Annotated in this window: 25 protein-coding genes and 1 pseudogene; 15 read left to right on the forward strand and 11 right to left on the reverse strand. The window is 61.6% G+C overall.

What is annotated here, in order from left to right; translation table 11 throughout:
* Positions 1-20: 20 nt before the first annotated feature.
* The gene (locus tag AB3X39_RS05890; protein ID WP_369416423.1) at positions 21-659 is read left to right on the forward strand and encodes an MBL fold metallo-hydrolase; all 639 of its coding nucleotides are present in this window, start codon (positions 21-23) and stop codon (positions 657-659) included.
* On the opposite strand, the gene AB3X39_RS05895 is transcribed toward AB3X39_RS05890, so the two are convergent.
* The gene (locus AB3X39_RS05895; RefSeq protein ID WP_369416424.1) at positions 637-2,304 is read right to left on the reverse strand and encodes a bifunctional protein tyrosine phosphatase family protein/NAD(P)/FAD-dependent oxidoreductase; all 1,668 of its coding nucleotides are present in this window, start codon (positions 2,302-2,304) and stop codon (positions 637-639) included. The two genes, AB3X39_RS05890 and AB3X39_RS05895, sit on opposite strands and share 23 nt — an antisense overlap.
* A gap of 330 nt (positions 2,305-2,634) precedes the next feature.
* On the opposite strand from AB3X39_RS05895, the gene AB3X39_RS05900 reads away from it, so the two are divergent.
* From AB3X39_RS05900 to AB3X39_RS05915, 4 genes are all read left to right on the forward strand, one after another.
* Positions 2,635-3,630, forward strand: a complete 996-nt coding sequence (locus AB3X39_RS05900) for an SLAC1 anion channel family protein (RefSeq protein WP_369416425.1) — start codon at positions 2,635-2,637, stop codon at positions 3,628-3,630.
* Positions 3,631-3,702: 72 nt separating this feature from the next.
* A complete protein-coding gene (gene secB, locus AB3X39_RS05905; protein WP_369416426.1) occupies positions 3,703-4,149 on the forward strand; it encodes a protein-export chaperone SecB in 447 nt (148 codons plus the stop codon).
* A gap of 36 nt (positions 4,150-4,185) precedes the next feature.
* Entirely contained in the window at positions 4,186-5,244 is a 1,059-nt protein-coding gene (locus tag AB3X39_RS05910) for an NAD(P)H-dependent glycerol-3-phosphate dehydrogenase (protein ID WP_369416427.1), read from the forward strand.
* An 18-nt stretch (positions 5,245-5,262) separates the two neighbouring features.
* On the forward strand, positions 5,263-5,862 hold the full coding sequence (locus AB3X39_RS05915; RefSeq protein WP_369416428.1) for a tetratricopeptide repeat protein: 600 nt from the start codon (positions 5,263-5,265) through the stop codon (positions 5,860-5,862).
* Between the two features lie 16 nt (positions 5,863-5,878).
* On the opposite strand, the gene trmL is transcribed toward AB3X39_RS05915, so the two are convergent.
* Together trmL and AB3X39_RS05925 are read right to left on the reverse strand one after the other, a co-directional pair.
* Complete coding sequence (trmL, locus tag AB3X39_RS05920; RefSeq protein ID WP_369416429.1) at positions 5,879-6,349, reverse strand: tRNA (uridine(34)/cytosine(34)/5-carboxymethylaminomethyluridine(34)-2'-O)-methyltransferase TrmL; 471 nt, start codon at positions 6,347-6,349, stop codon at positions 5,879-5,881.
* 60 nt (positions 6,350-6,409) lie between these two features.
* A complete protein-coding gene (locus AB3X39_RS05925; RefSeq protein WP_369416430.1) occupies positions 6,410-6,988 on the reverse strand; it encodes a ComF family protein in 579 nt (192 codons plus the stop codon).
* Positions 6,989-7,171: 183 nt separating this feature from the next.
* Here AB3X39_RS05925 and AB3X39_RS05930 point away from each other — a divergent pair, with 183 nt between their 5' ends.
* Positions 7,172-8,059 carry a class I SAM-dependent methyltransferase gene (locus AB3X39_RS05930; protein WP_369416431.1) on the forward strand — a complete coding sequence of 296 codons (888 nt, stop codon included), beginning with the start codon at positions 7,172-7,174 and terminating at the stop codon, positions 8,057-8,059.
* Positions 8,056-8,685, forward strand: a complete 630-nt coding sequence (locus AB3X39_RS05935; protein ID WP_369416432.1) for an SCO family protein — start codon at positions 8,056-8,058, stop codon at positions 8,683-8,685. Before AB3X39_RS05930 ends, AB3X39_RS05935 begins: the two co-directional genes overlap by 4 nt.
* Positions 8,686-8,787: 102 nt before the next feature.
* Here AB3X39_RS05935 and AB3X39_RS05940 read toward each other — a convergent pair whose 3' ends face one another.
* Positions 8,788-9,225: an Imm50 family immunity protein gene (locus AB3X39_RS05940; protein WP_369416433.1), complete on the reverse strand. Its 438-nt coding sequence runs from the start codon at positions 9,223-9,225 to the stop codon at positions 8,788-8,790.
* Positions 9,226-9,305: 80 nt separating this feature from the next.
* On the opposite strand from AB3X39_RS05940, the gene AB3X39_RS05945 reads away from it, so the two are divergent.
* The gene (locus tag AB3X39_RS05945) at positions 9,306-10,268 is read left to right on the forward strand and encodes an IS5 family transposase (protein ID WP_369416434.1); all 963 of its coding nucleotides are present in this window, start codon (positions 9,306-9,308) and stop codon (positions 10,266-10,268) included.
* Positions 10,269-10,590: 322 nt separating this feature from the next.
* On the opposite strand, the gene AB3X39_RS05950 is transcribed toward AB3X39_RS05945, so the two are convergent.
* The 3 genes from AB3X39_RS05950 to AB3X39_RS05960 form a co-directional block, all read right to left on the reverse strand.
* A complete protein-coding gene (locus AB3X39_RS05950; RefSeq protein ID WP_369416435.1) occupies positions 10,591-10,821 on the reverse strand; it encodes a hypothetical protein in 231 nt (76 codons plus the stop codon).
* Positions 10,822-11,349: 528 nt separating this feature from the next.
* Entirely contained in the window at positions 11,350-11,781 is a 432-nt protein-coding gene (locus AB3X39_RS05955) for a DUF4279 domain-containing protein (RefSeq protein ID WP_369416436.1), read from the reverse strand.
* Positions 11,782-11,792: 11 nt separating this feature from the next.
* Positions 11,793-12,506: a hypothetical protein gene (locus AB3X39_RS05960; protein WP_369416437.1), complete on the reverse strand. Its 714-nt coding sequence runs from the start codon at positions 12,504-12,506 to the stop codon at positions 11,793-11,795.
* A gap of 305 nt (positions 12,507-12,811) precedes the next feature.
* Here AB3X39_RS05960 and AB3X39_RS05965 point away from each other — a divergent pair, with 305 nt between their 5' ends.
* On the forward strand, positions 12,812-13,000 hold the full coding sequence (locus tag AB3X39_RS05965) for a hypothetical protein (RefSeq protein ID WP_369416438.1): 189 nt from the start codon (positions 12,812-12,814) through the stop codon (positions 12,998-13,000).
* A gap of 48 nt (positions 13,001-13,048) precedes the next feature.
* Here the strand turns inward: AB3X39_RS05965 and AB3X39_RS05970 are convergent, their stop codons facing one another.
* From AB3X39_RS05970 to AB3X39_RS05985, 4 genes are all read right to left on the reverse strand, one after another.
* Positions 13,049-14,950, reverse strand: a complete 1,902-nt coding sequence (locus AB3X39_RS05970) for an ATP-binding cassette domain-containing protein (protein ID WP_369416474.1) — start codon at positions 14,948-14,950, stop codon at positions 13,049-13,051.
* Between the two features lie 131 nt (positions 14,951-15,081).
* Positions 15,082-15,645: a peptidoglycan-associated lipoprotein Pal gene (gene pal / locus AB3X39_RS05975; protein WP_369416439.1), complete on the reverse strand. Its 564-nt coding sequence runs from the start codon at positions 15,643-15,645 to the stop codon at positions 15,082-15,084.
* Between the two features lie 44 nt (positions 15,646-15,689).
* Positions 15,690-17,222 (reverse strand): apolipoprotein N-acyltransferase, encoded by a 1,533-nt coding sequence (gene lnt / locus AB3X39_RS05980; protein WP_369416440.1) that lies wholly within the window; start codon positions 17,220-17,222, stop codon positions 15,690-15,692.
* The gene (locus tag AB3X39_RS05985) at positions 17,219-18,067 is read right to left on the reverse strand and encodes an HlyC/CorC family transporter (protein WP_369416441.1); all 849 of its coding nucleotides are present in this window, start codon (positions 18,065-18,067) and stop codon (positions 17,219-17,221) included. The genes lnt and AB3X39_RS05985 overlap by 4 nt, the downstream gene beginning before the upstream one ends.
* A gap of 97 nt (positions 18,068-18,164) precedes the next feature.
* On the opposite strand from AB3X39_RS05985, the gene AB3X39_RS05990 reads away from it, so the two are divergent.
* The 6 genes and pseudogenes from AB3X39_RS05990 to AB3X39_RS06015 all read left to right on the forward strand — a co-directional run bounded on the left by AB3X39_RS05990 (position 18,165) and on the right by AB3X39_RS06015 (position 26,164).
* Entirely contained in the window at positions 18,165-19,151 is a 987-nt protein-coding gene (locus tag AB3X39_RS05990) for a CobW family GTP-binding protein (protein WP_369416442.1), read from the forward strand.
* A 190-nt stretch (positions 19,152-19,341) separates the two neighbouring features.
* Positions 19,342-19,740, forward strand: a pseudogene (dksA, locus tag AB3X39_RS05995) (RNA polymerase-binding protein DksA); the annotation flags it as partial.
* 44 nt (positions 19,741-19,784) lie between these two features.
* Positions 19,785-21,680, forward strand: a complete 1,896-nt coding sequence (locus AB3X39_RS06000) for a hypothetical protein (RefSeq protein ID WP_369416443.1) — start codon at positions 19,785-19,787, stop codon at positions 21,678-21,680.
* 93 nt (positions 21,681-21,773) lie between these two features.
* A complete protein-coding gene (gene hslV, locus AB3X39_RS06005) occupies positions 21,774-22,310 on the forward strand; it encodes an ATP-dependent protease subunit HslV (RefSeq protein WP_369416444.1) in 537 nt (178 codons plus the stop codon).
* Between the two features lie 33 nt (positions 22,311-22,343).
* On the forward strand, positions 22,344-23,720 hold the full coding sequence (hslU, locus tag AB3X39_RS06010) for an ATP-dependent protease ATPase subunit HslU (protein ID WP_369416475.1): 1,377 nt from the start codon (positions 22,344-22,346) through the stop codon (positions 23,718-23,720).
* 29 nt (positions 23,721-23,749) lie between these two features.
* Positions 23,750-26,164, forward strand: coding sequence for an EAL domain-containing protein (locus tag AB3X39_RS06015; RefSeq protein ID WP_369416445.1), 2,415 nt, complete (start codon positions 23,750-23,752; stop codon positions 26,162-26,164).
* Positions 26,165-26,182 lie beyond the last annotated feature (18 nt).

Below are 26,182 nucleotides of genomic sequence, written 5' to 3' on the forward strand. Positions count from 1 at the left end.
TTGCCCTGAACATCCACACCATGCCTGACGTCTACTTTCGCCAACTCTATGACGCTCATCACGGGGCCCTGACCTATGTCTTGGGCGAGACCGAACAAGGTGAGGCCATCGTGATTGATCCCTTGGCGCAGGACAGCGTGCTGCTCGGCGCCATGTTGCAGGAACAAGGTTTGCGTCTGCGCTGGGTCCTGCACACGCATTTGCACCACGGCTCAGAACGCCAAGGCCTCAAGGCAGGTCATGTCTACAGCCGACAAATCACCCGAGGCCTTCCGACAGCCCACATCCCCAAAGAAACCCGGCTGGTCGATCACAACGAGCTGATTGCTTTTGGTCAAGAGCGCCTGCGTGTCATTGCGACACCCGGTCACACACCCAGTTCCATCAGTTTTCTGTGGCGGGACCGCTTGTTTTGTGGGGACGCGCTGCACTTGGGCGGCTGCCCACCATGCAATGATCCCAGCAGCGATGCTGGGGCCATGTATGACAGCGTGACCACACACCTGCTCACGCTGCCCGGTGAAACGCTGGTGTTTCCAGGACACGATCTGGCGGGCCGTAGCGTCTCCACCATCGCCGAGGAGCGTCGCCGCAACAAAGCCTTTTCAGGCCAGTCGCGGGACGCCTTCATGAGCCTCAGTCCAGCATTTCCGGCTTAGCCATCCACTCACGGCCCTTGAGCATCGCCTCCCAATACAAGGGCGGCATGATCCGTTCCTTGAGCCACCAAGCCAGCCGTGAGGGGCGAGTGCCGTCGAGCAACCAACTCGGGAAGCTCGGGGCAACCTTGCCACCATAGGTGAACTCAGCCAACACGATCTTGCCGCGCTCAACGGTCAACGGGCAAGAGCCGTAGCCATCGTAGCTTGCCGAAACTTTGCGACCCTCACGGTCAGCAAGCAGGTTCTCAGCCACGACCGGAGCTTGCTTACGCGCCGCCGCCGCCGTCTTGGCGTTGGGCGTTGAGCTCACGTCGCCGAGCGCAAAGATGTTGTTGTAACGACGATGACGCAGCGTGGTTTGATCCACCTCCACCCAGCCCGCAGCATCGGCCAAGGGACTGACGCGGATGAAGTCTGGGGCCTGCTGTGGCGGGCAGACGTGAATCATGTCGAAGCTGCGCTCCACCGTGTCCTTGGTGCCATCCGCCTTGGTGCGGGTGAACACCGCTTTACGACCCGGGCCGTCAATGGCGGTCAGGTTGTGCGTGAAGTTGAGGTCCACGTTGTAGCGCTTGATGTATTCCATCAAGGCCGGTACGTAGTCGGCCACGCCGAACAACGCTGGCCCAGCGGTCATGAAGGAGATGTTGATGTCCTTCAAACGGCCCTGACGCAGCCAGTGGTCACCGGAGAGATACATCGCCTTTTGCGGTGCACCCGCGCACTTGATCGGCATGGTCGGCTGGGTGAACAGCGCCTTGCCCGATTTCAACTCCTGCACCAACTTCCACGTGTAGGGCGCCAAGTCATAGCGATAGTTGGAGGTCACACCATTGCGACCCAACGTATCGATCAGCCCCTCGATGCCGTTCCAGTTCAGCTTGATCCCTGGGCAGACCACGAGATGCTTGTATTTGACGATCCGGCAGCCATCCAAAATCAAGGCATCTTGCTCAGGCTCGAACGCCGCCACCGCAGCCTTGATCCAATGCACGCCCCGGGGCAAAACCGCGCCCATCTGACGAACAGTTTGTTCTGCGGTGAACACGCCGCCACCCACCAAGGTCCAACCCGGCTGGTAGTAATGAACATCGGCCGGATCAATCACGGCGATATCCAAATGACGATCGCGCGCCAGCAAGCTCGCCGCCACAGCCGCCCCCGCAGCACCGCCCCCCACGATCACAATGTCGTGACGGGCATCAGCCACATCCACCGGCGTCTTGCCACCGTTGGCGATCCGGCGCACCACGCCATGCATCTTGAAACCAGCTTGACTGGAGCGTTCCAAAATTTCTGGCAAAGGCGTCCTGCCGGCTTGCGACAAGGCCCACAGCGTGACAGTACGGGTACCCGTGCGGCAATAACCGAGCGTGGGCTTGGGCAAGGAGTCGAAGACCTTGCCAAATTCGACGGCATTCTCATCGCTGACCTTGCCGGACTCCACCGGCAGGTACACGGCCACCATGCCCAGAGCTTCGGCAGCGCGACTGATTTCCTTGAACAGCGGCTGATCCCCAGCTTCCCCGTCAGGACGATTGCAAACCACCGAGCGAAAGCCCAGCTTGTTCAGTTCAGCAAGGTCAGCCGGCTGGATTTGCGCGGTGACTGATAGCTCAGGCGTAAGGGCCCGGATTTCCATGACTGATTTCCCTAAAGAAGAGTGGAGACGCAAGAGAGTGACGGGGTTGAAGCTAGATGACAACCTTCTGATCTAGCTCAAGATTCGTGCCAACATCGACGACACCATTAGGCTGCGATTTTCATCACACATTCAGATTAGGTGCGTATCAATCGTTGCAAACCTTTGCGCGGTTCGCCCCAAACCCCTGCCAGCCATGTCATATCACTGCCAGTCCTTGGCATGAAATGGCACAAATTGGCAGTCTCGCTGCACCGCCTGCCTGCGCTTGTTGGTTTCGAACAAGACCCCATACCGGCACGAGGGTACCGCAGAGGGTATTCTTTCACCATGGCAAAAAACCCGACTCCTCTCAAATTTTTGGCCCCTGGCTGGTACGCCATCGTCATGGGCTTGGCTGGTTTATCGCTGGCATGGCAACGCGCCACCCCCTTCATGGGCGAACAAGCCAACATGGTCGCATGGGCCCTTGGTGGCTTGGCCGTGGTCGTTTTTGCGGTCTTGGCACTCCTCACCGTGATCCGTGGTCAACGCTATCCTGAGGCTTGGGCCGACGATCGCCGTCACCCGGTGCGCCACACGTTCATTGCCACCTTGCCCATCTCTATGTTGTTGCTGGCGACCGTGGCCGTGGCGTTGAACGGGGTGAGTGAACCCGCACGTTGGCTTTGGTGGATGGGCAGCCTCGGGCAGTTTGTCGTCTCGATTTGGGTGCTGGCTCGCTGGTGGCTCGGCCCGCAAGCGGGTGGCTTGGTCTGGGCCAGCGTCACCCCGGCTCTTTTGATTCCGATCGTCGGCAATGTGATCGCGCCCTTGGCGGGTGTCCCCTTGGGCCATACCGAGTGGGCGGCGGCGCAATTTGGCATTGGCTTGCTCTTTTGGCCGATCATCTTGGCCCTTCTCGTCATCCGCGTGGCGATCCAAGGTTTGTGGCCTGAACGATTCATGCCAACGCTGTTCATTTTGATCGCCCCGCCAGGCGTTGGTGGGTTGGCCCTGCTGCAACTTGGCGCACCGAGTTTGGTGGGATGGGCGCTTTGGGGAATCGCCTTTTTCAGTTTTGTGTGGATCGCGACCCAGATGCCACGCATCACTGGCCTGCCCTTTTCGCCCATGCACTGGGCGATGTCGTTCCCAATGACCGCCTTGGTTGCCTTGACGTTGAAGCTGGCCACGCCCGGCAGCGGTATGGGTTTGCTGGGCATCACCTTGCTGGCGGCGACCTCCTTGATCGTCTTGAGCTTGGTCACCGCCACCATCCGGGGTTTGCGTGAGGGCACCCTCCTCGCTCCCGAGCAGATTGCCGTGATTCAGCCCACTTCCTGATCAGCATGGGCAGCATGGGCTGGGCCATAATCGCCCGGCCTTATTTTCAAGCCCTCCTCCAAGGAAGTACCCATGTCCGACCAGCAGCCCGTGTTCCAGATTCAGCGCGTTTACCTCAAAGACCTGTCGCTGGAACAACCCAATTCACCACAGATCCTGACCGAGCAAGGTCAGCCGCAAGTGGATGTCAATCTTGGCATCGAAGTGCAGCCCCTGATTGACGGTGTTTTTGAAGTCACCGTGGTTGCGACCGTGACAGCCAAGCTCGACGACCAGCGGACCATGTTCTTGGTCGAAGCCAAAGAAGCGGGCATTTTCGAAGTCCGCAACATCCCCGAAGACCAGATCCAGCCGGTGTTGGCCATCGCCTGCCCGTCGATCATTTATCCCTACCTGCGCGCCGTGGTCGCCGACATCATCACCCGTGCAGGCTTCCCGCCGGTGCATTTGGCTGAAGTGAACTTCCAAGCCATGTATGAAGCGCAGCAGCAAGCCGCTGCCAGCGGCTACAACGCCTGATCGCCGTTTAGCACCACGACGAGAAGAGAGCTGCCCATGCACATCAGTGTGCTCGGAGCTGGCGCCTGGGGCACCGCCATCGCGGCCCAGGCCGCCTTGCATCACCCCACCTTTTTGTGGGCCCGTGATCCGATCCAAGCCGATGCCATGGATCGGCAGCGCGTGAACACGCGCTATTTACCCGATGTTCATTTGCCCCCGGGGCTTCAGGTCAACGAGGACTTCAGTGCCGCCCTCTGGCATGCAGCGACCGCGTCTTCGCCGGGAGAAGGCACCCGTCATCCCAGCAAAACGCACAGTAGCGACCATCCCTCCGGTTTGATCGTGCTGGCCACGCCCATGGCGGGCCTGCGCGACATGTTGGAGCGGCTCAGCCAAGCGCCGGTGGCGGAACACTGTGCCGTCCTTTGGCTGAGCAAGGGCTTTGAGGCCCGCACGGGCCGACTCGGGCATGAAATTGCCCAGCAAGTGGCCCCCACGCTACGGGTGGGCGTGCTGTCCGGCCCAAGCTTTGCTGTCGAAGTGGCTCGCGGCCAACCCACCGCCTTGGTCGCCGCCAGCAGCGATGCCTTGGTGCGCCAACTGGCCGTGCGGGCCTTTCACAGTCCACAGTTGCGCATCTACTCTTCCACCGACCCCATCGGCGTGGAAGTGGGCGGCGCGGTCAAAAACATCATGGCCATCGCCACCGGCGTGATCGACGGCATGGGGCTTGGCCTCAACGCCCGCGCCGCACTCATCACCCGGGGCTTGGCCGAGATCACCCGCCTTGGCGTCGCACTGGGCGCACAGGCCGACACCTTCATGGGCCTTTCGGGCCTGGGGGACTTGGTGCTGACGGCCACAGGCGACTTGTCGCGCAACCGCCAAGTCGGCCTCAAGTTGGCCCAAGGCCGAACGCTGGCGCAGATCTTGGACGAACTCGGCCATGTGGCTGAAGGCGTTTACAGCGCCCGCACCGTGTTGCAGCGCGCCCGCACCTTGGGGGTGGACATGCCCATCACCCGTGCCGTCGTCGCGCTGATTGAGTCCCAATGGACACCTGACCAAGCTGTCCATGCCCTGATGAGTCGAGAATCCCGCTCGGAACACTGAGCCCCACCGGAGATCAACATGCCCCACCCCTTGATCCGCCCCTTGTTGTCCCTGCTGCTGACCGGGACCCTGAGCTTGGGGGCCAGCATGGCCCATGCCGACACCTTCAGCACCCTCAAGGAAGGCCTGATGGCCTACATGAAGGGCGAGCACAGCACGGTCATCAAAACCTTGGCCCCCTTGGCCAAAACGGGCAACACCACCGCGCAATACCTGACCGCCAGCTCACAACTCAACGCCAAGCCGCCCTTGCGCGACTTGGCGGCCGGTGAGGCGACCTTGCTCAAGCTGGCCGCGCAAGGTCATGTGGGTGCGATGCGCGATTTGGGCAAGATCAACACCTTCGTCAAGTCACCGACCAACCTGCCCGAAGCGCAAAAGTGGCTCACCGAAGCGGCCGAGCGCGGCAACGATGACGCCCAAAACATGCTGGGCGTGATGCTGCTGTCCAGCGATGGCGGCATCAAGGTTGATGCGGTTCAAGCCTACAAATGGCTGCTCTTGGCGGCCGAGCGCGGCCATGTGGTGTCCGGCTTGATGCTCGAAAGCGACAAGTTCACGCCCGAGCACAAAGCCCAAGGCGCTGCTTTGGCCAAGGACTGGAAGCCGATACGCTGATTCCGGTTCAACCGGCTCACACCGCGTCGGCATAGCCCTGCTGACGCCAAGCGTCAAACACCGCCACCGCCACGGCGTTGCTGAGGTTGAGGCTGCGCTGCTCAGCTCGCATGGGCAAGCGCACGCGCTGCGCAAGGGCAAATTGATCGCGAATCGCCTCGGGCAAGCCCCGGGTTTCGCAACCAAAAACCAGCCAGTCGCCCGGCTGCCAGGTTTGCGCCGCCAAACCGTGGCTGCCCCGGGTGGTGAAGGCAAACATCCGCGCCGGATCTGGGGCTTGGCTGGCGATGAAAGCCGCCCAGTTGGCGTGACGCCGCACCGGGGCGTATTCGTGGTAATCGAGCCCAGCGCGGCGCAGCAAGCGGTCATCCATCGAAAAGCCCAGCGGCTCGATCAGATGCAGCTCGCAGCCCGTGTTGGCGGCCAAGCGGATCACGTTGCCGGTGTTGGGCGGGATTTCGGGTTCGACAAGAACAATACGGAACATGGCAAAACGTTGGTAAACCTTGCAGGTCAAGGACGCCAAGGCTACCCGAGTCCAGCGACGTCAAGTCATATCGAGCGGCGTGCGGGCCAAGACCCACACATGCACCGACTGCACCCCCGCACGCCGCAAGGTCAGCGCCAACTCGGTGACGGTGGCCCCCGTGGTCATCACGTCGTCCACCACCGCCACCCGCGCCCCTTTGAACCAGCCCTGCGCACCGGGGGCCAGCACAAACGCACCGCGCAGATTGTGCAAACGATCAGCGCGTGAAAGCTCGCGCTGCGAAGGGGTTTCACGGCAGCGCAGCACCGCGCTGGGCTGCGTCGGGATCTGCAACTGGGCAGCCAGACAGCGCGCCAGCTCCCACGCCGGGTTGTGGCCCCGAGCCAGCAGTCGGCCGCGTGCCAAGGGCACCGGCACGATCCGCTGCGGCCACGCCTGTTCGGCATAAGCGGCGCGCAAAGGCGCTTGCATCAAATCGCTCAACGGCCGCGACCAACCGGCGCCTTCCAGACGTTTGAAGCCGTGAATCACCCGCTGCCACGGCGGGCCATAACGCAAGGCGGCGATGGTGCGCTCGAACGGCGGCCGATCAGCCTGACAGCGCGCGCAGAGCGCACCGGGTTCAGCGGCCGGCATGGCGCAAACGGCACAAACAGCACCAGCGGCACCAAGCGCCTGTCCCGCCCCCGACGGTGGCGCAGCAAAGCGCGCCAGACACGCCGCACAGAAGACCTGCCGTTGCCAAGACCGACAGATCGCACAGGCACTGCCACCCCAAGCCATGTCACCTCCCCGTGCTCACTATACTGCCCACCCACCATGACCAAGCCCACCCGCGTTGACCCTCACGCCCTGCTGCGTTGGCAGACTTTGCAGCGCCTTGCACCCGCGCCTTGGCTGCATCAAGAGGTGGCCCGACGCATGGCCGAGCGCCTCAGCTGGATCAAGCGCGAGCCCCAGCACATCATCGACTGGTGGAGCCACCACGGCGGCGGCTTGGAAGCCCTCCAGCGTCAATACCCCCGCGCCCACATCGCCACCATGGAGCCCGGTCAACGTGAGCCCACTGCCGTATCGACGTCCGCGGCGGCACCAAGCTGGTGGTCGCGGATGCGCGGCAAAACCACCTCAGCCACCACCCCAGCCAACCCGCCAGCGCAGGCGGAATTGCTCTGGTCGAACATGGGCCTGCATGGCGTGGAGGACGGCCCGGCCTTGATGCAGCGCTGGCTCGATGCCTTGGCGGTGGATGGCTTTTTGATGTTTTCCTGCTTCGGCCCCGACACCTTGCGTGAGCTGCGCGCGCTCTACGCCACCCAAGGCTGGGGCGAGGCCCACAGCCCCTTCATCGACATGCACGATTTGGGCGACGCCTTGGTACACGCCGGTTTTGCCGACCCGGTGATGGACATGGAAGTGATCAGCCTCTCGTGGCCCAGCGCGCAAGCCTTGCTTACCGAGCTGCGCGGCTTGGGTCGCAACACCGCGCCGCTGCGCTTCAACGGCCTGCGCACCCCGCGCTGGCAAGCCCGGCTGGACGCTGAACTTGAACAGCAACTCGGCCCCAAGCCGAAGCTGAGTTTCGAGATCATTTACGGCCACGCCTTCAAGCCCGAGCCACGCGTCAAGGTGCAATCTGAAACCACCATCACGCTCGACACCTTCCGGGGCATGACCCGCAACACGACCCGCAAAAACTCGCCATGAGCCGTCCAGCCTGCCTTGATCGCCGTGCCTTGCTGACGCTGCTGATGGGGACGATGGGATCGATCAGCGCGACCATGCTCAGCGGCTGCGAAGAACGTCAGCATTTCAACGCGCTCAACATCACCGGGGCCACTTACGCCCAAGGGTTTGATCTGCTGGACCAGCACGGCCAGCGCCGGACCTTGGCCGACTTTCGCGGCAAAGCGGTGTTGGTGTTCTTCGGCTACACCCAATGCCCGGACATCTGCCCGACCACCTTGAACGAGATGGTCGAGATCAAACGGCTGCTCGGCCCTGACGGCGTGCGCCTGCAAACCGTCTTCATCAGCGTGGACCCCGAGCGCGATACCCAAGCTCTGCTGAAAAATTACATCGACGCCTTCGACCCCAGCTTTGTGGCCCTGCGCGGCACCGCCGAAGAAACCGCCGCCGTGGCCAAAGCCTTCAAAGTGGTCTACCGCAAAGCCCCCGGCAAAACCCCCAGCAGCTACACCGTCGATCACACCGCCGCCTTCTTCGTCTTCGACCCCCAAGGCCACATCCGCCTCTACGTCCGCCCCGGCCTACGCCCCGCCGACTTGGTCTCCGACCTCCAACAACTGCTGCCGGCAGCCCCACCGTCTTGAGGTTTGAACTCAAGTTGACTTATGGGGAAGTCCTTGTAGACCGGTTAGGCTGGTGATAGAAGAACAAGAATTTGAGCTACTCATGTCGTTTCGGTATTTAGTCTATTTGCTCAACGCATCGTTAACTGCTTCAACGTTTTCAACCTCAACGGACTGACACCGAAGTGAGCCACCGAACCCCCAAATTGACTCTATGTTGACCAAGAGGCCCGTAGATTCGTTTGCGCCACTGGCTGAAACAGTGATTGCATTGATGACGTTCTGATGGTTGAAGTCTGAGAGGTCGAAGTCGCAAGCGCCTTTGAATGCCAGCCGAACCAAGACGCTCTTGCGCAACACCTGTTCGTATTGAGTAGTGCCTTCTCCAACCGATTCGTATTGGCGAACGTGGACAGCTAAGTGGGCGATAGTTTCGTCGCGCTTAAACGGAAATGCACGTTCGGCGGAAAAAGCAATGACCTCGGCGTCATGGAACGACGGCCAGTAGCCAAGTTCGGCAATTACGCGCTCTACTCCGATGATGTGCTCGATGGTTTCCATGTGAAGGCCTAAGGAAAGTCTGCATAAATTCCCCCACGCCGTGCTTGGCATGAACGTGAAGCACTGAGACGATACGGAGCATGAAGCAACACAGCCTGGGCCTGGGACAGACGGCCAAGCGAACAAGACGGCGGGAATTCCTGGACGAGATGGATCAGGTCGTGCCGTGGGCGGATCTGGTGGCGTTGATATCGCCGTACCTGCCTGAGGGCAAACGGGGCCGCCCGCCGTATTCTGCCGAGACGATGCTTCGCATCCACTTCATGCAGCAGTGGTTCGCCCTGAGTGATCCGGCGATGGAAGAAGCGCTGCACGACATGCCGGTGTTCCGGGAGTTTGCAGGACTGGAAGGCTGGGATGAGCGGCTGCCCGACGAGAGCACGATCCTGCGGTTTCGGCATGTACTGGAGCAGCACAAGCTGGCCGCGCAGATCCTGCACACCGTCAACGACCTGCTCAGCGCCAAGGGCGTGATGCTCAGGAGCGGCACGGTGGTGGATGCCACCTTGATCGCTGCACCGAGTTCGACCAAGAACAGCCGTGGCACGCGCGACCCGGAGATGAAGCAAAGCCGCAAGGGTCAGCAGTGGTACTTCGGCATGAAGTGCCATATCGGGGTGGATGCCGAGTCGGGGCTGGTGCACACCGTGCGAGGCACCAGCGGAGCCGTCAGCGATGTCATGGAGGCCAACAACTTGGTGCGTGAGAGTGACCGGGAGGTCTACGCGGACGCCGGATACCGGGGCGCGGGGAAGCGACCAGAGGCCAAGCCGGATGTGAGCTGGCATATCGCGATGAGGCCGGGTCAGCGACGCGGACTCGACCCGACCAAGCCCATGGATGTCTTGACCGAGCGGCTTGAGAAGGTCAAGGCCGGTATCCGGGCGAGGGTGGAGCATCCGTTGCGGGTGATCAAACGCCAGTTCGGGCATGTGAAGGTGCGCTACCGGGGTCTGAGCAAGAACACGGCGCAGTTGCACACGCTGTTTGCGTTGGTCAATTTGTGGCTGGTGCGGAGAAGACTCATGGGAGCGGCGGCATGAGTGCGTCCGCCATTTGGTCAAGCGGCCTTGCTGGCGGCCCATCCAAGGCCGAAGGCTTGAAAACTGAGGCCCATCAGAAGCCGGCAGCATCACATTCCCATGGTTTTAGCTCGTCAGCACGCTGGTGCGTGAGTTATGCAGACCTTCCTTAGTCGCCCTCGACAAAGTACGCCATCTTCCACTGGCCACCTACGAGGCGAAACCCAGCCCGGAATCGAGTTCCAGCGTTCGCGGGGCACTGAATGTACTCGGAGCCCTCAGCACCACACTTCGCTCGGCTCGCCAAGGCAAGATCCCGAAGGTACTGCGGGTTCTTCTTCCACTACGCGATAGCCTGATCGGCATCGCTGTCACCTCCAAAGCTCCAGACAAAGTTCTGAACCATGGCAGAGCGCAAAGCGTTGAAATCCTTTCTCTGCGAAGCGTCGCCGATCTGGGAAATGACCTTCTGGAGTTCTGGCGAAATACTCGACTGTTTCGCGATTCCGTGATCGCCCGCGCAAGCGTTCATTGCCGCGAAGCCAAAAGCGATTGCTGCAAAGGTTGTACGCATTTCTGTGGCCCAACGCCCAAGGTAAGCGGCGCCGGAGCACCGAAAGTACGCAGGGCACCAACACAGGCCATGAAAATGCCGAAGGCATGGCCTGTTTTGGCGTCCGCTTGACCGACCGGTTAGGCTGGCGACTGGCGCTCGGTTCATTGCGCATGCCAATCATGATTGCAGTGCGGGCACCACTGAGCTTGCCAAGTTCGAAGCTCGCCCTCGCACTTCGGGCAGTGAGCAACCTTCTTCGGGCAGGATTGCTCTAGGTTATGGCGAAGCCAAGTGTTTGCTTGCTCAAGTGTTGAACTGTTGAGTCGAGCTAACGCGGCCGGTCTATCTTGGGGAGCCAGTTTCCCAAGTTGCATAAGAACGGGCAGAGTCACGAGCGGAGCCTCGTAGTTCTCGCCGCAACGCTTGCAAAATTGAGCTGACTGCTGCATGGGCCTAACGAATGAAAGGGACATCCCCGTTCCGGGGTGAGACGATGGGGTTACGAAATCTCATACGTGCTCGTTTCAAAAAGGAGATTCCCGTGGCTCATGACTCATCTGGTGTGACCTCGCGTACGGTCGCGTAGATGTCGAACCCAATTTCTATTCCTCTTGATGCCAGTTCACCTGCACACTCGGGTGACAGTGACAGACCTTCATTGGTCTCTTCCATGAACAGACCAACAAACAGATCTACCTGAAACTCGGCGTTGAGCCGCTTCCATACGGAAAGCTCTATCGTGAGCTTGGACAGTATTTCCAATATCTGATCATTTAGACCCTCCGGCGCTCTGTCGGTTGCCTCCAACTGCCAAGAACCGCTTCTCCGCACAAATTCCCTGCCATCTTGCAGCCGGCGCACATCGCCCTTTCGAAACTTTGAGGTGGGCTGACCTCCCAGTAAGGCACTGACCTCGTCGGGATCAAGTTCGTCCCCGAAGATGCGAAGGGTTGCAACCGACTTGGCGATGGCGGCCATTGGCGGGCTAACTACATTGAGACGTCACTTGTCTCGACCGACAGCATGGTGGACAGCTCCAAGACCCGACGAATGTCTCGCGCTGCCAATCCGCACCAAGCCGCCTGCATTTCTTCTGGCGAGCCCTTCATCTTAGGAAGTTGAGCAACGGGTACTCCTGCGACATCGGGGAACACGCGCCAGAATGTCTGTGCCGATTCGAGATGCTGCTGCAGATCAAGAACGACGGCGATCATTTCGGGCTCAAGACGATGACCAAAGCGATCCAGTAAGACCCCGCATTCAGCGGAAGCTCGTTGGAGATTTGCGGCGAAAGACCTCCATTGTTCTTGATCGAGTGCTGCGATCCTCGCTTCTGCGGTTGGCGAGAGCACATGGATTGCGACACGCAACACTTCCTTCCGCATGACTTCTGCACTGCCGGTGCCCATTGCCACACGATCAAATACCTCTGTTCCGTAGCCAAGCGACGTTCGAATTTCGGTGATCGTTACCGAAGCCAGCTTGCTCAGGCGGGCTTGAATTCTGGAATCGGCTTCCTTCCAGCGTTCTCTCTCGTGGCGACGAAGTATCCAGTCGATATAGCCGACGGTTACCAGGCTTCCAACGAAACCTGCTGCAAGGTTGAGAAAGAACCCGTCAGCTGGCCATCGCAGATGCACAAGGATTGCTAGAGCTGTTGCTGCAACGAGAGGCAGCACAAGTTGTGTGACGAGGCGGTTCATGTTTGGTTGATGACGCCTAACGAATGAAAGGGACATCCCCGTTCCGGGGTGAGACGATGGGGTCACGAAATCTCATACGTGCTCGTTTCAAAAAGGAGATGCCCGCAGCTATTGTGTTTGGTGGAATCGATCTTGCCAAGAACGTGTTTGCGCTGCACAGCGTGGATGAACCGACCGATTCCACTTCGAGCTTGCAGGGGACTTCGACTGGAGCACGGCACTGACCGTTGAAGATCTGCGCCAGGACGACAAGGAGAGGCGCTTTCAGGCTCTCGGCTTCATCGGTGAGCACCTGTGCATGCTGTATGCCGCGCATTCCCAACCCTGAGCAGATCGACGAAGACGCGCCGGAAGCCACGGCCGAGTGGTTTGACAAGGCCCGCCCGGCCAGCGAGGTGCTCGCGGACTTGCTAGGCAACGCTGCTGCGCGCGAGATGCTCAAGCCCAAACAAGGCAGGCCTGCCTTGGCGCACCCAGAAATTCAAAAGAGCTAACGCAGTCGAGCTGCGGCCATTTCCGGGGCGCGATTCAGGCTTGGATGATTACCGCGCCGAGAGCACTTCCCAGCGTTCGAGCAGGCTCATCAGTTCGGTGTCGAGGACTTCGTAGCGGGCTTGGGTTTGGGCGATGCGGGCGGCGCCTTCTTGGTAGAGCTCGGTGCCGGCGAGGGCATCGGCCAAGACTTTTTGCTCTTTTTCCAGGGCTTCGATGCGGGCGGGCAGCTCATCGAGCTCGCGTTGTTCTTTGTAGCTGAGCTTGCGCTTCGGTGCGACCGGGGCCGGAGCAGCGGCGGCGGGGGCCGGAGCGGCTTTCACGCTGGCGGGGGCGGCTGCCGGAACGGCGGGCGTGTTGGCGGCGGCTTTGGCCAGGGCGGCGGCGCGTTGGGATTGGATCAGCCAGTCTTCGACCCCACCTTCATATTCGCGCCAACGGCCTTCGCCTTCGGCCACGATGGTGCTGGTGACCACGGCGTCGAGGAAGCGGCGGTCGTGGCTGACGAGGAAGACGGTGCCGGGGTAGTCCTGCAACAACTGCTCCAGCAGCTCCAGGGTTTCGATGTCCAGATCGTTGGTCGGCTCGTCCAGCACCAAGACATTGGCCGGGCGGGCAAAGAGACGCGCCAGCAGCAAGCGGTTGCGCTCGCCCCCTGACAGACTGCTCACCGGCGAATTGGCGCGCTGCGGCGAGAAGAGGAAGTCGCCCAAGTAACTCATGATGTGCTTGCGCGCACCGTTGATCTCGACCCACTCGCTGCCCGGGCTGATGGTGTCGGCCAAGGTGGCCTTGAGATTCAAGCCCGCACGCAGCTGATCAAAGTAAGCCACTTGGATGTTGGTGCCCAGCCGCACCCGACCGGCATCGGGGGCCAGTTGGCCCAAGATGATCTTGAGCAGCGTCGTCTTGCCCACGCCGTTGGCCCCGATCAGGCCGATCTTGTCGCCGCGCAGCACGGTGGTGCTGAAGTTGCGCACCAGTTGACGCTCGCCATAGGCCTTGTCCACGCCTTCAAGCTCAGCCACGATCTTGCCGCCCGAAGCGCCAGCGTCGATATCGAGCCGCACCCGGCCGACCACATCCCGACGCGCCGCCCGGTCCGAGCGTAGTTTTACCAAACGCTCAATCCGACTGACGCTGCGCGTGCGACGCGCTTCCACGCCCTTGCGGATCCAGACTTCCTCCTGCGCCAACACCTTGTCAGCGCGGGCGTTGGCTTGGGCTTCAGCTTCCATCTCGCGGATCTTGGCGGCTTCAAAGGCCACAAAGTTGCCCGGATAACTGCGCAACTGGCCCCGGTCGAGTTCGACGATGCGGGTCGAGACGGCGTCCAAGAACGCCCGGTCGTGGGTGATCACCACGATGGCCCCGCGAAACGCGACCAACAGGGTCTGCAACCAGAGGATCGCTTCAAGGTCGAGGTGGTTGGTCGGCTCATCAAGGAGCAACACCTGCGGCGCAGCCACCAAGGCTTGGGCCAAAGCGACGCGTTTGCGCATGCCACCCGACAAGGCCTCGACGCGGGACTCGGCCACCAAGCCGAGCCGCTCCAGCGTTTCAGTGACACGCTGCTCCCACGTCCAGCCGTCCAAGGCTTCGATGCGGGTTTGCAGGGCATCCAGATCGTCGTCCGGCCCGTGAGCCTCGAAGCGCTCGCGCAGCGCCTTGGCTTCAGCCACGCCTTCGCTCACCGCATCAAACACCGTCACCCCCGGCGCAAACAGCGGCTCTTGGGGCACGTAATAGCGCCGCAAGCCTTGCTGAAGCTGCACCAAACCGTCGTCGGGTTTTTCCAGCCCGGCCAACAGTTTCAGCATCGAGGACTTGCCCGTGCCATTGCGACCGATCAGGCCGACGCGTTCGCCCGGCTCCAGCGCCAGCGAGGCTTTGTCGAGCAGGGGAACGTGTCCGTAGGCCAAAGAGGCCGCTTGGAGTGTGATGAGAGCGATGGCGAGACTCCGAGAAGACTGAACAAAAAGGTCGTTGAAATGCGGTAGCCCGGGATTCATGGCGGCAAACTGCACGCCACAAAACCCGGGCCACGGGGGCAGTGATCAGCCGATCACTGCTGTCACTGGCATCACTTGTACTTGATGTCGGCGCGACGGTTTTGCGACCAAGCGGCTTCGTCGTGACCTGGAGCCATCGGCTTGTCCTTGCCCAAGCTCACTGCTTCCAGATTGGCCTTGTTGGCGCCAGCAATGGCCAGCGCATCGACCACGGCTTGAGCGCGGCGTTGACCCAAGGCCAAGTTGTACTCACGACCACCACGTTCGTCGGCGTTGCCTTCAACAGCTGCCTTCAACGCTGGGTTCTTGGCCAAGTAGGCACCATGACCCACCACCACGGCTTGGTCTTGGGTGCGCACAGCAGCCTTGTCGAAGTCGAAGAACACGCTGGCGTGCTTCGAAATCTCGCTGTTCGGGTCGAGGTGCAGCGGGGTCAGCTTGACCACCGGAGCCGGGGCAGGTGCGGGCGCCGGGACAGGTGCCGGAGCGGGCGCTGGTGCCGGAGCAGGTGCGGGGGCCGGAGCAGGCGCCGGAGCGGGTGCAGGCACCGGGGCCGGAGCGGGTTCCGGAGCCGGGGGGGTCGAGCAGGCGGCCAAAGCCAAGGCCAGCAAGGAGGCAGAAGTGAGACGCATCATGGTGAAAGTCCTGTGTTTGAACAGACGGAACGGAGAAATGTACTTCAGCATTTTGCACCCCGCCGCTGACGCAGGCGGATGAAACCCAGGCCCAAGATCGCCAGCAGCCCCAAGGGGATCAAGCCCCAGCGCCCCGCCCAGCGTGCAAAAGGGGTCACGCCGGTTCGGCCCTGCACCCAGCCCTCAAGCACGGCGCGGGTTTGCCGAGGCACTTGTTGTTGCACAACACCCCGGTGATCGATGAAAGCGCTGGCGCCGGTGTTGGTGGCATGCAAGAACGGACGCTGCATTTCCAAGGCCCGCATGCGGGCTATATGCAGGTGCTGATCCAAGGCCACCGTCGGGCCGAACCAAGCGAGGTTGCTCAAACTGGCCAGCATCGTCGGCGCGGTGGAAGCCGCCATAAAACGGCTGGCCATCTCTTCGCCGTAGAGGTCTTCGACACAAATGCTCGGCCCGATGCGCTCTTGGCCGACCGTGAACGATGGCGCCGCCAGCACGCCACGATTGAAATCACCCAGCGGAATCTGCAACAGCTCAACAAACCAGCGAAAGCCGAAGGGCACGAACTCACCAAAAGGCAGCAGGTGGTATTTGTCGTAGCGATAGGTCCCGGCCGCCGCCCCGCCCCCCAATCCAACCACAGCGTTGCTGTAGCCCTGACGTCGGTTGCCCAAGGGCATGCCGATCAAGGCGTGGCGCGATCCAGCTGCACTCGGCTCGAAGCTCGCTGCCAAGCGCTCCCACCAACCCGTGGGCAGCAGCTGCGGCAAAAGCGGAATGGCGGTTTCGGGCGTGACGATCAAGTCCGCCTTGATGTTTTGGAGTTGTTCAGCGTGCCAATCGAGCACAGCGTCGATGTGATCGAGATCAAATTTCTCGTCTTGCATGACGTTGCTTTGCAACAGCGCAACCCGCAAAGTGCCCGAGGGCTGGGTGAAATCCACGCTCAGCGCTTGGGTGATCGGCGCCGTCCACGTCGGTGGCAACGCCACAACCAGCGTCAGACCGATCACCACCGCCCCCGCCGCGCTGCGCCAGCGCTTGCGCTGGGCGACCAAGAAAGCGGACCAAGCCACAGCAAGAAAGCCCAAGCCATGCACACCGATCCAGGGCGCCAAGATCGATAGCGGACCGTCCACATGAGCGTAGCCCGGCGCCGCCCATGGAAATCCGCCCAGCAAAGTGGCGCGGCCCAACTCCGACAGCAACGCCCAAAACGCAAAACCGCTGAAACCGCTGCGGACATACCCCAGCGCCGCGAGCATCGGAAACAGCGCCAGAAAGGCCGTCAACAGCCCCACGGCGGCCGCCGACGCCACGGCCGGCAAATGGCCGTAGCTGTTCAGACTGATAAAGATCCACCACAAGCTGCTGGAGAGCCATGCCCAGCCAAAGCTGAACCCCCGCAGCGCAGCTTGTTGGGGCGAAGCCCCTTGCAAGCTCCAAACCCACAGCGCCCAGGCCAAGATTTGCAGCCCCGGCTGTGGTGTCGGGGCCACGGAAAGCGCCTGCAAGAGCCCCGCAAGCGCCGCCAAACCCGCCCAGCCAAGGCCGCTGCGACGCCCGCCGCTCATGCTTCAGCGGAGGGTGCGGGCGCAGGCGTGACTTTGAACCAGCGCACCGCCCCACCCCGGGCGAGCATCACCTCAAAATCCAGCCCAGCCAGCCGCAGGCGTTCACCCCGACGCGGCACCCGGCCCAAGGTTTGGGCCACCAGACCGCCAATGGTGTCCAACGCATCGACCGGCAGGCTTTCGCTGAAACAAGCGTTCACATCGGTGATCAGCGCGCTACCCGCCACCCGGTGACTGCCATCGGCCAGCGCATGAACGCCGTTCTCGCTCACCCGGTCATCGAATTCATCCTCGATCTCACCGACGATTTCTTCGAGCACGTCCTCAATGGTGAGCAGCCCAGCCAAGCGGCCGAACTCGTCGATCACCAAGGCAAGGTGGTTGCGACTGGCGCGGAAGTCGCCCAACAGCTCGTTGAGACTTTTGGACTCGGGCACAAACAAGGCCGGCCGCAGCAAGGTGCGCAGATCCAACTCGGGCCGCCGCTGGCGCTTGAGCAAATCCTTGGCCATGAGGATGCCGATGACATTTTCCGGCTCGCCTTCATAGACCGGAAAGCGCGAGTGACCGGTATCGATCACTTTGGCCAGCAACGTGTCGTAGGGCGCGGCGATATCGAGCACATCCATGCGCGGGGTGGCGACCATCACATCGCCCGCGCTCAAGTCGGCCATGCGCAACACGCCTTCAAGCATCAGACGGGATTGCGGCTCGATCAGGTCGCGCTGCTCGGCCTGGGCCCACGTGGCCATCAGCTCCGCTTTGGAGTCAGGGCCGGGGGAAAGAAACTCGACCACCCGCTCAAACAAGCTACGGTGGTCCGGACTGGACTGAGGTTCAGACACGGCTTGTGCCAAGAATGAAGAAGGGCGCAGGATACCCGATGCGTGTGTCGATTACAGTGTTCAGCCTCTCCACCCGGATAACACCGCTCACACTGCCATGACTCAAGGTCTGATCCCCGTCACCATCCTCACCGGCTTCCTCGGCTCGGGCAAGACCACCCTGCTCAAGCGGCTGTTGTCCGAAACGCACGGCCAACGCATCGCTGTGATCGAGAACGAGTTCGGCGCCGAGAACATCGACAACGACATCTTGGTCACCGACAGCGAAGAGCAGATCGTGCAGATGAACAATGGCTGCATCTGCTGCTCGATCCGCGAGGACTTGCGCCAGACCTTGAGCGACTTGGCCACCAAGCGCCGCAAGGGCGAGATCAAGTTTGACCGGGTGGTGATCGAAACCACCGGCTTGGCCGATCCGGGCCCGGTGGCGCAGACCTTCTTCATGGACGATGAAGTCGCCGAGAACTACTTGCTCGATGCCATCTTGACTCTGGTCGATGCCAAGCACGGCCCGCAGCAACTCGACGAGCGCCAAGAAGTCCGGCGGCAAATCGGCTTTGCCGATCAGATCTTTCTCAGCAAGACCGATTTGGTCGAAGCCTCAACGGTGGATGAACTGGCCGAGCGCATTCGCCACATGAACCCGCGCGCGCCGCAGCACCGCGTCCACTTTGGGGAAGTGCCCCTGACCAAGGTGCTGGATCTGCGCGGCTTTAACCTGAACGCCAAACTCGACATCGACCCTGATTTTCTGGACGACGACGCGCCGCACAGCCATCACCACAACGACGATGTGAAGTCGTTCGTCTTCCGCTCAGAGCGTGCTTTTGTGCCCGCCAAGCTCGAAGATTTCTTGGGCGGCATCGTGCAGGTCTACGGGCCGCGCATGCTGCGCTACAAGGGCGTGCTGAACATGAAGGGCACCGCACGCAAGGTGATCTTCCAAGGCGTGCACCAATTGATGGGCAGCGATCTCGGCCCGGCTTGGCCCGCAGGCGAGCCCAAGGTCAGCAAGATGGTGTTCATCGGTATCAACCTGCCGCGTGACCTCTTCGAACAAGGTCTTACACAGTGTCTTGCCTAAACCCGAGCGTCCCCAAGCAAGCCTGAAAGCGAGATCGCTACAATCCGCGCGCCTTGGAGGATGACCCATCCCCCAAGCCGCCCGTACATTGCGTACAGCCCATCCAACATCCACCCAGCAACGCGCCGTGAACAAGCCTGACACCAAGACTGCAACCCCATCCAAGAACAAGGCCGGCAGAGACATGAGCGAAGCCGAGCTGCTTGCCATGCCGGATGATGCGTACATGAACGAACAGCAGATGGACTTCTTTCGTGGGCGCCTCGAAACGCTCAAGAACGATCTGCTGTCGAACGCCGGTGAGACCACCGAGCATTTGCGCGAAGACACTTCGATCGTTCCCGATCCGGCCGACCGCGCCACGATCGAGGAAGAGCACGCCTTGGAGTTGCGTACACGCGACCGCGAGCGCAAACTCTTGAAGAAGATCTCACAATCCATTACGCGAATTGATACAGGAGATTACGGGTTTTGTGACGAAACGGGCGAACCGATTGGCTTGCGCCGTTTGTTGGCACGTCCCACCGCTACACTGTCACTTGAGGCTCAACAGCGCCGCGAGCTGAAGCAAAAGCTTTTCGGTGACTGAGCCAGGCAGGTATTCAAACCTCCGAACGGCCCCGTACCCATCTCATGGCTGACTCGAAAGACCCCACAAAAAGCGGCGACGGTTTCTTTCGCAAGGTGGCCCGTTTCGTGGTCAACCCGACCACGGATTGGACCGACCTCAACAATTCGACCAGCCAATCTGCTGAAAACGATCCGGCCCGGACCGAGTTAAAGGCCATGATCGAACGCAAGCGACGCAACGATTTCGTGCGTCGGCGTGAGTTCGACATGCTGCGCAAAATCCGTCGTGAAGGTCTGACGGGCGAAGGCATCGCCGGGCTCGAAGGACTGTCGCGAATTGATGACTCCGACCTGCGTACGCACGACAGCAGCGTGCGTCCGGATGCGGGTGTCAAAGCGAAAATCGACGCCATTGAACAGCAAATGGTGGGCGGTAACTCGCGCATGGGACCCCAAAGCGGTCTCGGCCCCGCCAGCAGCATCCATGGGAACGCCCCTGGCGTTTCAGGGTTCTCCGGCCCCAACAGTCAGATGAACGGCCCGCGCAAGGGCAGCGTTTCGGTGCGAACGTCGGTCCCAGCCATGTCCGAGTCCTTCTTCGACTCGGTAGGCTCGCAACCCTCAGCGCAACAAACACCGATGTCGGGTTCGGATGCCTTCAAGCCCACCGCACCGATGAGCTTGGCCGACATCGATGCTCAAGCCTCTCGTTCTCCGGCTGGCAGCGCCCCTTCCCCCAAGACCGGGGTCAAGCAGGGCCGAGGCAGCAGCAACACGCAAGACAGCTCGAACCTCATCGACTTTCAACCGATTCATCTCGGTTTAGGCGCTCAAAGCAACCCGAACTTTGGGGTGGAAATCACCGAATTGGCCCACGACCCCGAGTTGGATGAGGCCGTGATCTCGTTTGCCAACGCCGACTTCGATCAGTGCGAACGCTGCTTGCATACGCTGATCAGCCCAAGTGGCGTGCGTGCCCGCAATGCGGAAACGTGGGATGTTCTGTTCGATCTTTACCGCGCAACCGGCCAGCAAAAAAAGTTCGATGGCTTTGCGATGGAGTACGTCCAAAACTTTGGCTACTCGGCACCACAGTGGTACTCCTTGCTTCATCTGGCCGAAGAAGCCGGCATGGGGCAGTACAAGCAGCAGCTTCAAGCCATACCGCGCAACGACAGCGCCGTGAGTTGGACCTCGCCGGACGTGGTGAGCATCAATTCGGTCGATCAGTTGCGCAATCGCATGCTGCAAGTGCCCCTGCCGTGGGTGATCGATTGGCGCCCGCTGCGACGCATGGAAACCGAGGCCTGCTCGCACCTGACGTACTTGCTGCGCGAATGGGCCGATCAATCGCTCGAAATGCGCTGGATCGGCGGCGAGCATCTGTTGGCCCTGCTGCTTGAGCAGGCTCCGACGGGTGCGCGCGAAGCCAGCACCGCGTTCTGGCTGCTACGCATGGAAATCATGCGCATGGCCAACCGCACGGTCGAATTCGACCAAACGGCCATGGACTACTGCATGACCTACGAGGTGTCACCCCCTTCGTGGACAGCCGCACGTTGCAGCATTCGCTTATCCAGCGACGATGGCATGACCATTTCGCCCTCGCTGACCGCACCGTCAGAAGGCATCTCGACCGGTTTCCTGGATTCCGATCTGATCGACGAGACCCAGAGTGAAACGGCCAGCGTCGAGATCTCGGGCCACATGGTGGGTGACATCAGCGAACGGCTCAAGGACATGGACACCCAGATCGGTGGCGCTATTTACATCACGGTGTCTTGCCTGCGTCTCATCCGCCTCGATTTTGTGGCGGCCGGTGACTTGCTGAACTGGGTCGTGAGTCGTCACAACCAAGGGCAATCGGTCACTTTTGAGAATGCTCATCGGCTGGTTGCCCTGTTTTGTGATGCGATGGGATTCAAGGAACACGCCCGCATCAAGATTCGACACATCTGAGTCGGCCCACCGTGCCGACTCATGCACCATGGGCACGATAACGTCAGATATTCGTGCCCTTTTTTTGCCTTTCAGTCTTTAAAAGAACACATCATGGAGTCTTATCACGGCACGACGATCATCAGCGTGCGCCGGGGCCAGCAAGTGGCCATTGGCGGTGATGGTCAGGTCACGCTCGGCAACATCGTCGTCAAAGCCAGCGCGCGCAAGGTCCGCAAGCTCTATCACGACCAAGTGCTGGCCGGTTTTGCCGGTGCCACGGCCGATGCTTTCACGCTGTTTGAGCGCTTTGAAGCCAAGCTCGAAAAACATCAGGGTAACTTGGTCCGTGCCGCTGTTGAGCTGACCCGTGACTGGCGCACCGACCGGGTGCTGCGCCGTCTCGAAGCCATGCTGGCGGTGGCCGATCGCAGCGCCTCGCTCATCATCACCGGCAACGGCGATGTGCTGGAGCCTGAACAAGGCATCGTGGCCATCGGCTCCGGCGGTGCCTATGCACAGGCTGCGGCCCGCGCGCTGCTCGAACACACGGACATGCCCCCGGAAGCCATTGTCAAGCGCTCGCTTGAGATCGCCGGGGACCTGTGCATCTACACCAATCAGCAGCACACCCTTGAAGTGCTGAGCTGAGCCAGACGACATGAACCCATGACCCTGAGCGCCATGAACATGACCCCGCAGGAGATCGTCTCCGAACTCGACAGCCACATCGTTGGGCAACGCGAAGCCAAACGGGCGGTGGCGATTGCGCTGCGCAACCGCTGGCGTCGTCAGCAAGTGCCCGAGGCCTTGCGCGGCGAAATCACGCCCAAGAACATCTTGATGATCGGCCCCACCGGCGTGGGCAAAACCGAGATCGCCCGTCGGCTGGCCCGCTTGGCCCAAGCCCCCTTCATCAAGGTCGAAGCCACCAAGTTCACCGAAGTGGGCTATGTCGGCAAGGACGTGGACACCATCATTCGGGACTTGATCGACAGCGCCATCAAGCAAGAGCGCGAACAAGCGATCAAGTTGATGCGCTCCAAGGCCGAAGATGCCGCTGAAGACCGCATCTTGGATGTCTTGATTCCGCCGCCGCGCACCGAGCGCGAACACAGCGATTTCGGCTTCGGCGCCTTCGGCAGCCCTACGCCCGCAGCCGCTGCGGCGGCCCCCGCCCCTGAAAGCACCGCCCGCCAAACGCTGCGCAAGCGTCTGCGCGAAGGCCAGCTCGACGACAAAGAGATTGACTTGGAGTTGGCCGAGGCTCGCCCCACCGTGGAAATCATGGGCCCCGCTGGCATGGAAGACATGGCCGAGCAACTCAAGGGCATGTTTGCCCAAATGGGGGGTGAGCGCCGCAAAAGCCGCAAGCTCAGCATCCGTGAAGCACGCCGCTTGCTGATCGACGAAGAAGCCTCACGCATGCTCAACGAGGACGAGATCAAGACCCGGGCGCTGCACAACACCGAGCAAAACGGCATCGTCTTTATCGACGAGATCGACAAAGTCGCCACCCGCCAAGACAGCCAAGGCTCGGACGTTTCACGTCAAGGCGTGCAGCGCGACTTGCTGCCCTTGGTCGAAGGCACCTCGGTCTCGACCAAGTACGGCATGATCCGCACCGATCACATTCTGTTCATCGCATCCGGCGCCTTTCATCTCTCGCGTCCCAGCGATCTGATCCCCGAGCTTCAAGGTCGTTTCCCGATCCGGGTCGAGCTGAAGTCGCTCTCGGTCGATGACTTTGAAGCCATCCTCACCAGCACCCAAGCCAGTTTGATCCGGCAATACCAAGCGCTGCTGGCCACCGAAGAGGTCACGCTGGTTTTCCAGCCCGACGCCATCCGCCGCTTGGCTGAGTTGGCTTTCGAAGTGAACGAGCGCACGGAGAACATCGGTGCGCGGCGCCTTTCGACCGTGATGGAGCGTCTGCTGGACGAAATCTCGTTCGATGCGCCGCAACGCCAAGGCCAGACCTTCACGGTCGATGCGGCCGAAGTGAACCGCCGGCTGGCGGATCTGGTCCGAGACCAAGATCTGTCCCGCTACATCCTCTGAACCCCGATGCACCCACGCCGCAGCTTGTCATGACTGCTCCAACCTCAACCCCCATCGAAGCTCCGGCGGCGCCAACCCCCACACCCACCACGGCGTTGGACTGGGAACAGCTTGGCGTGCCCATGATCATGCTGGCCAACGACGCCCGCATGCTGCGCGCCAACAAAGCCTTCCGGCTGCTGGCCCTGAGTGCCGATTGCGAAGACATCGGCACCGGTACCGACTGGCTGTCGATGCTCGACACCGACGCCCGCACCCAGCTCTACGCCGCGCTGGCCGAGCGCCGCACCCACGTCGGCCCCTTGGGCTGGGTGGGCAACAGCGGCTTGCCGGTGCGCTGGCTCTCGGCCAGTTTGCGCTGGCAAGTGCAAGGCACCAGTTGCCTGTGCGTCTTGCATGACGTCACCCCCGTCAAGCAGTCCGAACAGTTGATGCAAGTGCACATGGAGGCCGCGCTGGAGCGCATCGACGGCATCCCGCTGCCCATGGCCTATTTGGACGTGCCGGGCCACACCTGTCTCTACACCAACGCTTTGTTCGCCCAGACCTTTGAGGTACCGGCCCACAAGCGGCACGGCAGTGCTTGGGCCGAGGTGGTGGGCCGCGATCTGGCACGGGTGTGTCGGCCAGCCATCGATCACGTGCAGCGCATGCGCACGGCCATCCGGCTCGAACAGCCTTATCTGCTGCCCGCCCCGCCCGACACCGCCCCCGAAGATCAACGCTGGCTGCAAATCACCTTGGCACCACACCTCGACCGGGTCAGCGTCCTGATCGGGCTCTACGTGTTGGTCGAAGATACCACCCAGAGCTACGCCCAATCGCAATCGATGCAGGCCTCGCGCCAACGCCTCGGGCGGATGGTGCAAGCCGGGCGTGAAGGCATTGCCATGGAACAAGCCGGGCTGGTGGTGGACGCCAATCCGGCCCTGTGCCGTCTGCTTGACCGGCCCCTGGATCAAATCATCGGTCGGCCGCTGCAAGACTTTGTGCTGCCCACCCCTGCTAACGCGCTGCGCCGCGCCGACGGCTCCGCCTTGGCCGTCGAATGGATCGAGCGCCGTCAACCCATCAGCGACAGCCCCGTGGTGGTCAGCGTGATCCGAGATGCCAGCGAAGCCATTCGCTCAAGCACCCACATCCATCACCTGCTGCATCACGATCCCCTGACGGGTTTGGCCAACCGCGCAGCGCTGCTCGCGCTGATACGCCACGATCTGGCCCAGCCGCAACACAACGCTGGTTTGCTGCACATCGGTCTCGACCGTTTCGACGCCCTCGAAGCGACCGTGGGGCTCGAACAAGCCGATCTCCTCTTGCGTGAAGTCGCCAAACGACTGCGCATACCGCTGCGCAGCAGCGACAGCGTGGCCTGCGCCGACCGTCAGGCCTTCTGGGTTTGGGTGCCAGAGCTACGCCAAGAAAGCGATCTGGAGGCCATCGCTCGACGACTCAAGGCCGACCTTGAAACGCCGATGACCCTCGCGGGGATGCAGGTGGTGGTCGAGGCGTCGATCGGTACGGCTTACAGCACGACCGAGGCCCCGCTGGCGGTGCAAACCTTGGTGCAAAACGCCCAGATCGCCTTACAGCAGTCGCGAGGCGCCACCGCTGGGCCGAGCAGCGTGGGCTTGAAAGTACTGCGTCTTGAAAGCCAGATTCGCAACGCCTTGGCCAACCAAGCCTTGGCACTGCACTTTCAACCGCAGCTGCGTTGCAGTGACGGCGCCCCCATCGGTGCCGATGCCCGACTGCGCTGGCATCACCCCGACGATCATTGGCTTGACCTCCCCGCCCCCGCAGCGGGCTCCCCAGCCTACCCCGGCGGCCTCTCGCCCAGCCTGCTCCAGACCTTGGGCCTGTGGATGATCCGCGCCGCCGCTCGGGCAGCCCGTCCGTGGCAACACGTCGGCATGCCGGCTTGGTTCAGCGTCGCGCTGCCGATCTCGGCCGCTCAATGGCAGCAACGCGATTTCATCGCTCAAGTGCAGCGGATCCTCGTTGAAGAACAGATCCCCGGCACATGGCTCGAATTCAAGCTCGCCGGCGCCATCTTGCAGCAACCCAGCGCCCCGGTGGACGAGCGCCTTGGCGCGCTGCGTCAACTCGGTGTGCGGCTGTCGGTGGAGCCGCTGGGCCTTGAGGCCATTGCGTTGGAGCGCCTGCGCACGCTGGCCATCGACAAACTGAAAATTGGTCGCCTCTGCGTGGCCGGGCTTCCTGGTGACGCCACCTGCGCCGTGGCTGCCCGCGCCGTGCTCGACTTGGCCCGCTCACGCGGCCTGAGCGTGATCGCCGAGGGCGTCGATACCGAAGCCCAGCACCGCTTCATGGTCGAAAACGGCTGCGACTTCGTCCAAGGCAACGCCATCGGCCCCGGCATGCAGGCCACCGAACTTCAAGACTGGCTTGCCCAAGCGGGCGGCATCCCCACCAGCTGCTGACCGCGTCCTGTTCCGGCT

Origin of the sequence: Leptothrix ochracea (assembly GCF_041083635.1) — a bacterium.
Taxonomy (GTDB): domain Bacteria; phylum Pseudomonadota; class Gammaproteobacteria; order Burkholderiales; family Burkholderiaceae_C; genus Sphaerotilus; species Sphaerotilus ochraceus.

Excerpts from the sequence above, each read along its gene's own strand:
- AB3X39_RS06000 (WP_369416443.1), top strand. The coding sequence starts at position 19,785 with ATGGCTGACTCGAAAGACCCCACAAAAAGCGGCGACGGTTTCTTTCGC.
- lnt (WP_369416440.1), bottom strand. The coding sequence starts at position 17,222 with ATGAGCGGCGGGCGTCGCAGCGGCCTTGGCTGGGCGGGTTTGGCGGCG.
- AB3X39_RS05960 (WP_369416437.1), bottom strand. The coding sequence starts at position 12,506 with ATGAACCGCCTCGTCACACAACTTGTGCTGCCTCTCGTTGCAGCAACA.
- secB (WP_369416426.1), top strand. The coding sequence starts at position 3,703 with ATGTCCGACCAGCAGCCCGTGTTCCAGATTCAGCGCGTTTACCTCAAA.
- trmL (WP_369416429.1), bottom strand. The coding sequence starts at position 6,349 with ATGTTCCGTATTGTTCTTGTCGAACCCGAAATCCCGCCCAACACCGGC.
- AB3X39_RS05910 (WP_369416427.1), top strand. The coding sequence starts at position 4,186 with ATGCACATCAGTGTGCTCGGAGCTGGCGCCTGGGGCACCGCCATCGCG.
- hslV (WP_369416444.1), top strand. The coding sequence starts at position 21,774 with ATGGAGTCTTATCACGGCACGACGATCATCAGCGTGCGCCGGGGCCAG.
- AB3X39_RS06015 (WP_369416445.1), top strand. The coding sequence starts at position 23,750 with ATGACTGCTCCAACCTCAACCCCCATCGAAGCTCCGGCGGCGCCAACC.
- AB3X39_RS05935 (WP_369416432.1), top strand. The coding sequence starts at position 8,056 with ATGAGCCGTCCAGCCTGCCTTGATCGCCGTGCCTTGCTGACGCTGCTG.
- pal (WP_369416439.1), bottom strand. The coding sequence starts at position 15,645 with ATGATGCGTCTCACTTCTGCCTCCTTGCTGGCCTTGGCTTTGGCCGCC.
- AB3X39_RS05890 (WP_369416423.1), top strand. The coding sequence starts at position 21 with ATGCCTGACGTCTACTTTCGCCAACTCTATGACGCTCATCACGGGGCC.
- AB3X39_RS05895 (WP_369416424.1), bottom strand. The coding sequence starts at position 2,304 with ATGGAAATCCGGGCCCTTACGCCTGAGCTATCAGTCACCGCGCAAATC.
- hslU (WP_369416475.1), top strand. The coding sequence starts at position 22,344 with ATGAACATGACCCCGCAGGAGATCGTCTCCGAACTCGACAGCCACATC.
- AB3X39_RS05990 (WP_369416442.1), top strand. The coding sequence starts at position 18,165 with ATGACTCAAGGTCTGATCCCCGTCACCATCCTCACCGGCTTCCTCGGC.
- AB3X39_RS05955 (WP_369416436.1), bottom strand. The coding sequence starts at position 11,781 with ATGGCCGCCATCGCCAAGTCGGTTGCAACCCTTCGCATCTTCGGGGAC.
- AB3X39_RS05925 (WP_369416430.1), bottom strand. The coding sequence starts at position 6,988 with ATGCCGGCCGCTGAACCCGGTGCGCTCTGCGCGCGCTGTCAGGCTGAT.
- AB3X39_RS05945 (WP_369416434.1), top strand. The coding sequence starts at position 9,306 with ATGAAGCAACACAGCCTGGGCCTGGGACAGACGGCCAAGCGAACAAGA.
- AB3X39_RS05900 (WP_369416425.1), top strand. The coding sequence starts at position 2,635 with ATGGCAAAAAACCCGACTCCTCTCAAATTTTTGGCCCCTGGCTGGTAC.
- AB3X39_RS05940 (WP_369416433.1), bottom strand. The coding sequence starts at position 9,225 with ATGGAAACCATCGAGCACATCATCGGAGTAGAGCGCGTAATTGCCGAA.
- AB3X39_RS05965 (WP_369416438.1), top strand. The coding sequence starts at position 12,812 with ATGCCGCGCATTCCCAACCCTGAGCAGATCGACGAAGACGCGCCGGAA.
- AB3X39_RS05930 (WP_369416431.1), top strand. The coding sequence starts at position 7,172 with ATGACCAAGCCCACCCGCGTTGACCCTCACGCCCTGCTGCGTTGGCAG.
- AB3X39_RS05915 (WP_369416428.1), top strand. The coding sequence starts at position 5,263 with ATGCCCCACCCCTTGATCCGCCCCTTGTTGTCCCTGCTGCTGACCGGG.
- AB3X39_RS05950 (WP_369416435.1), bottom strand. The coding sequence starts at position 10,821 with ATGCGTACAACCTTTGCAGCAATCGCTTTTGGCTTCGCGGCAATGAAC.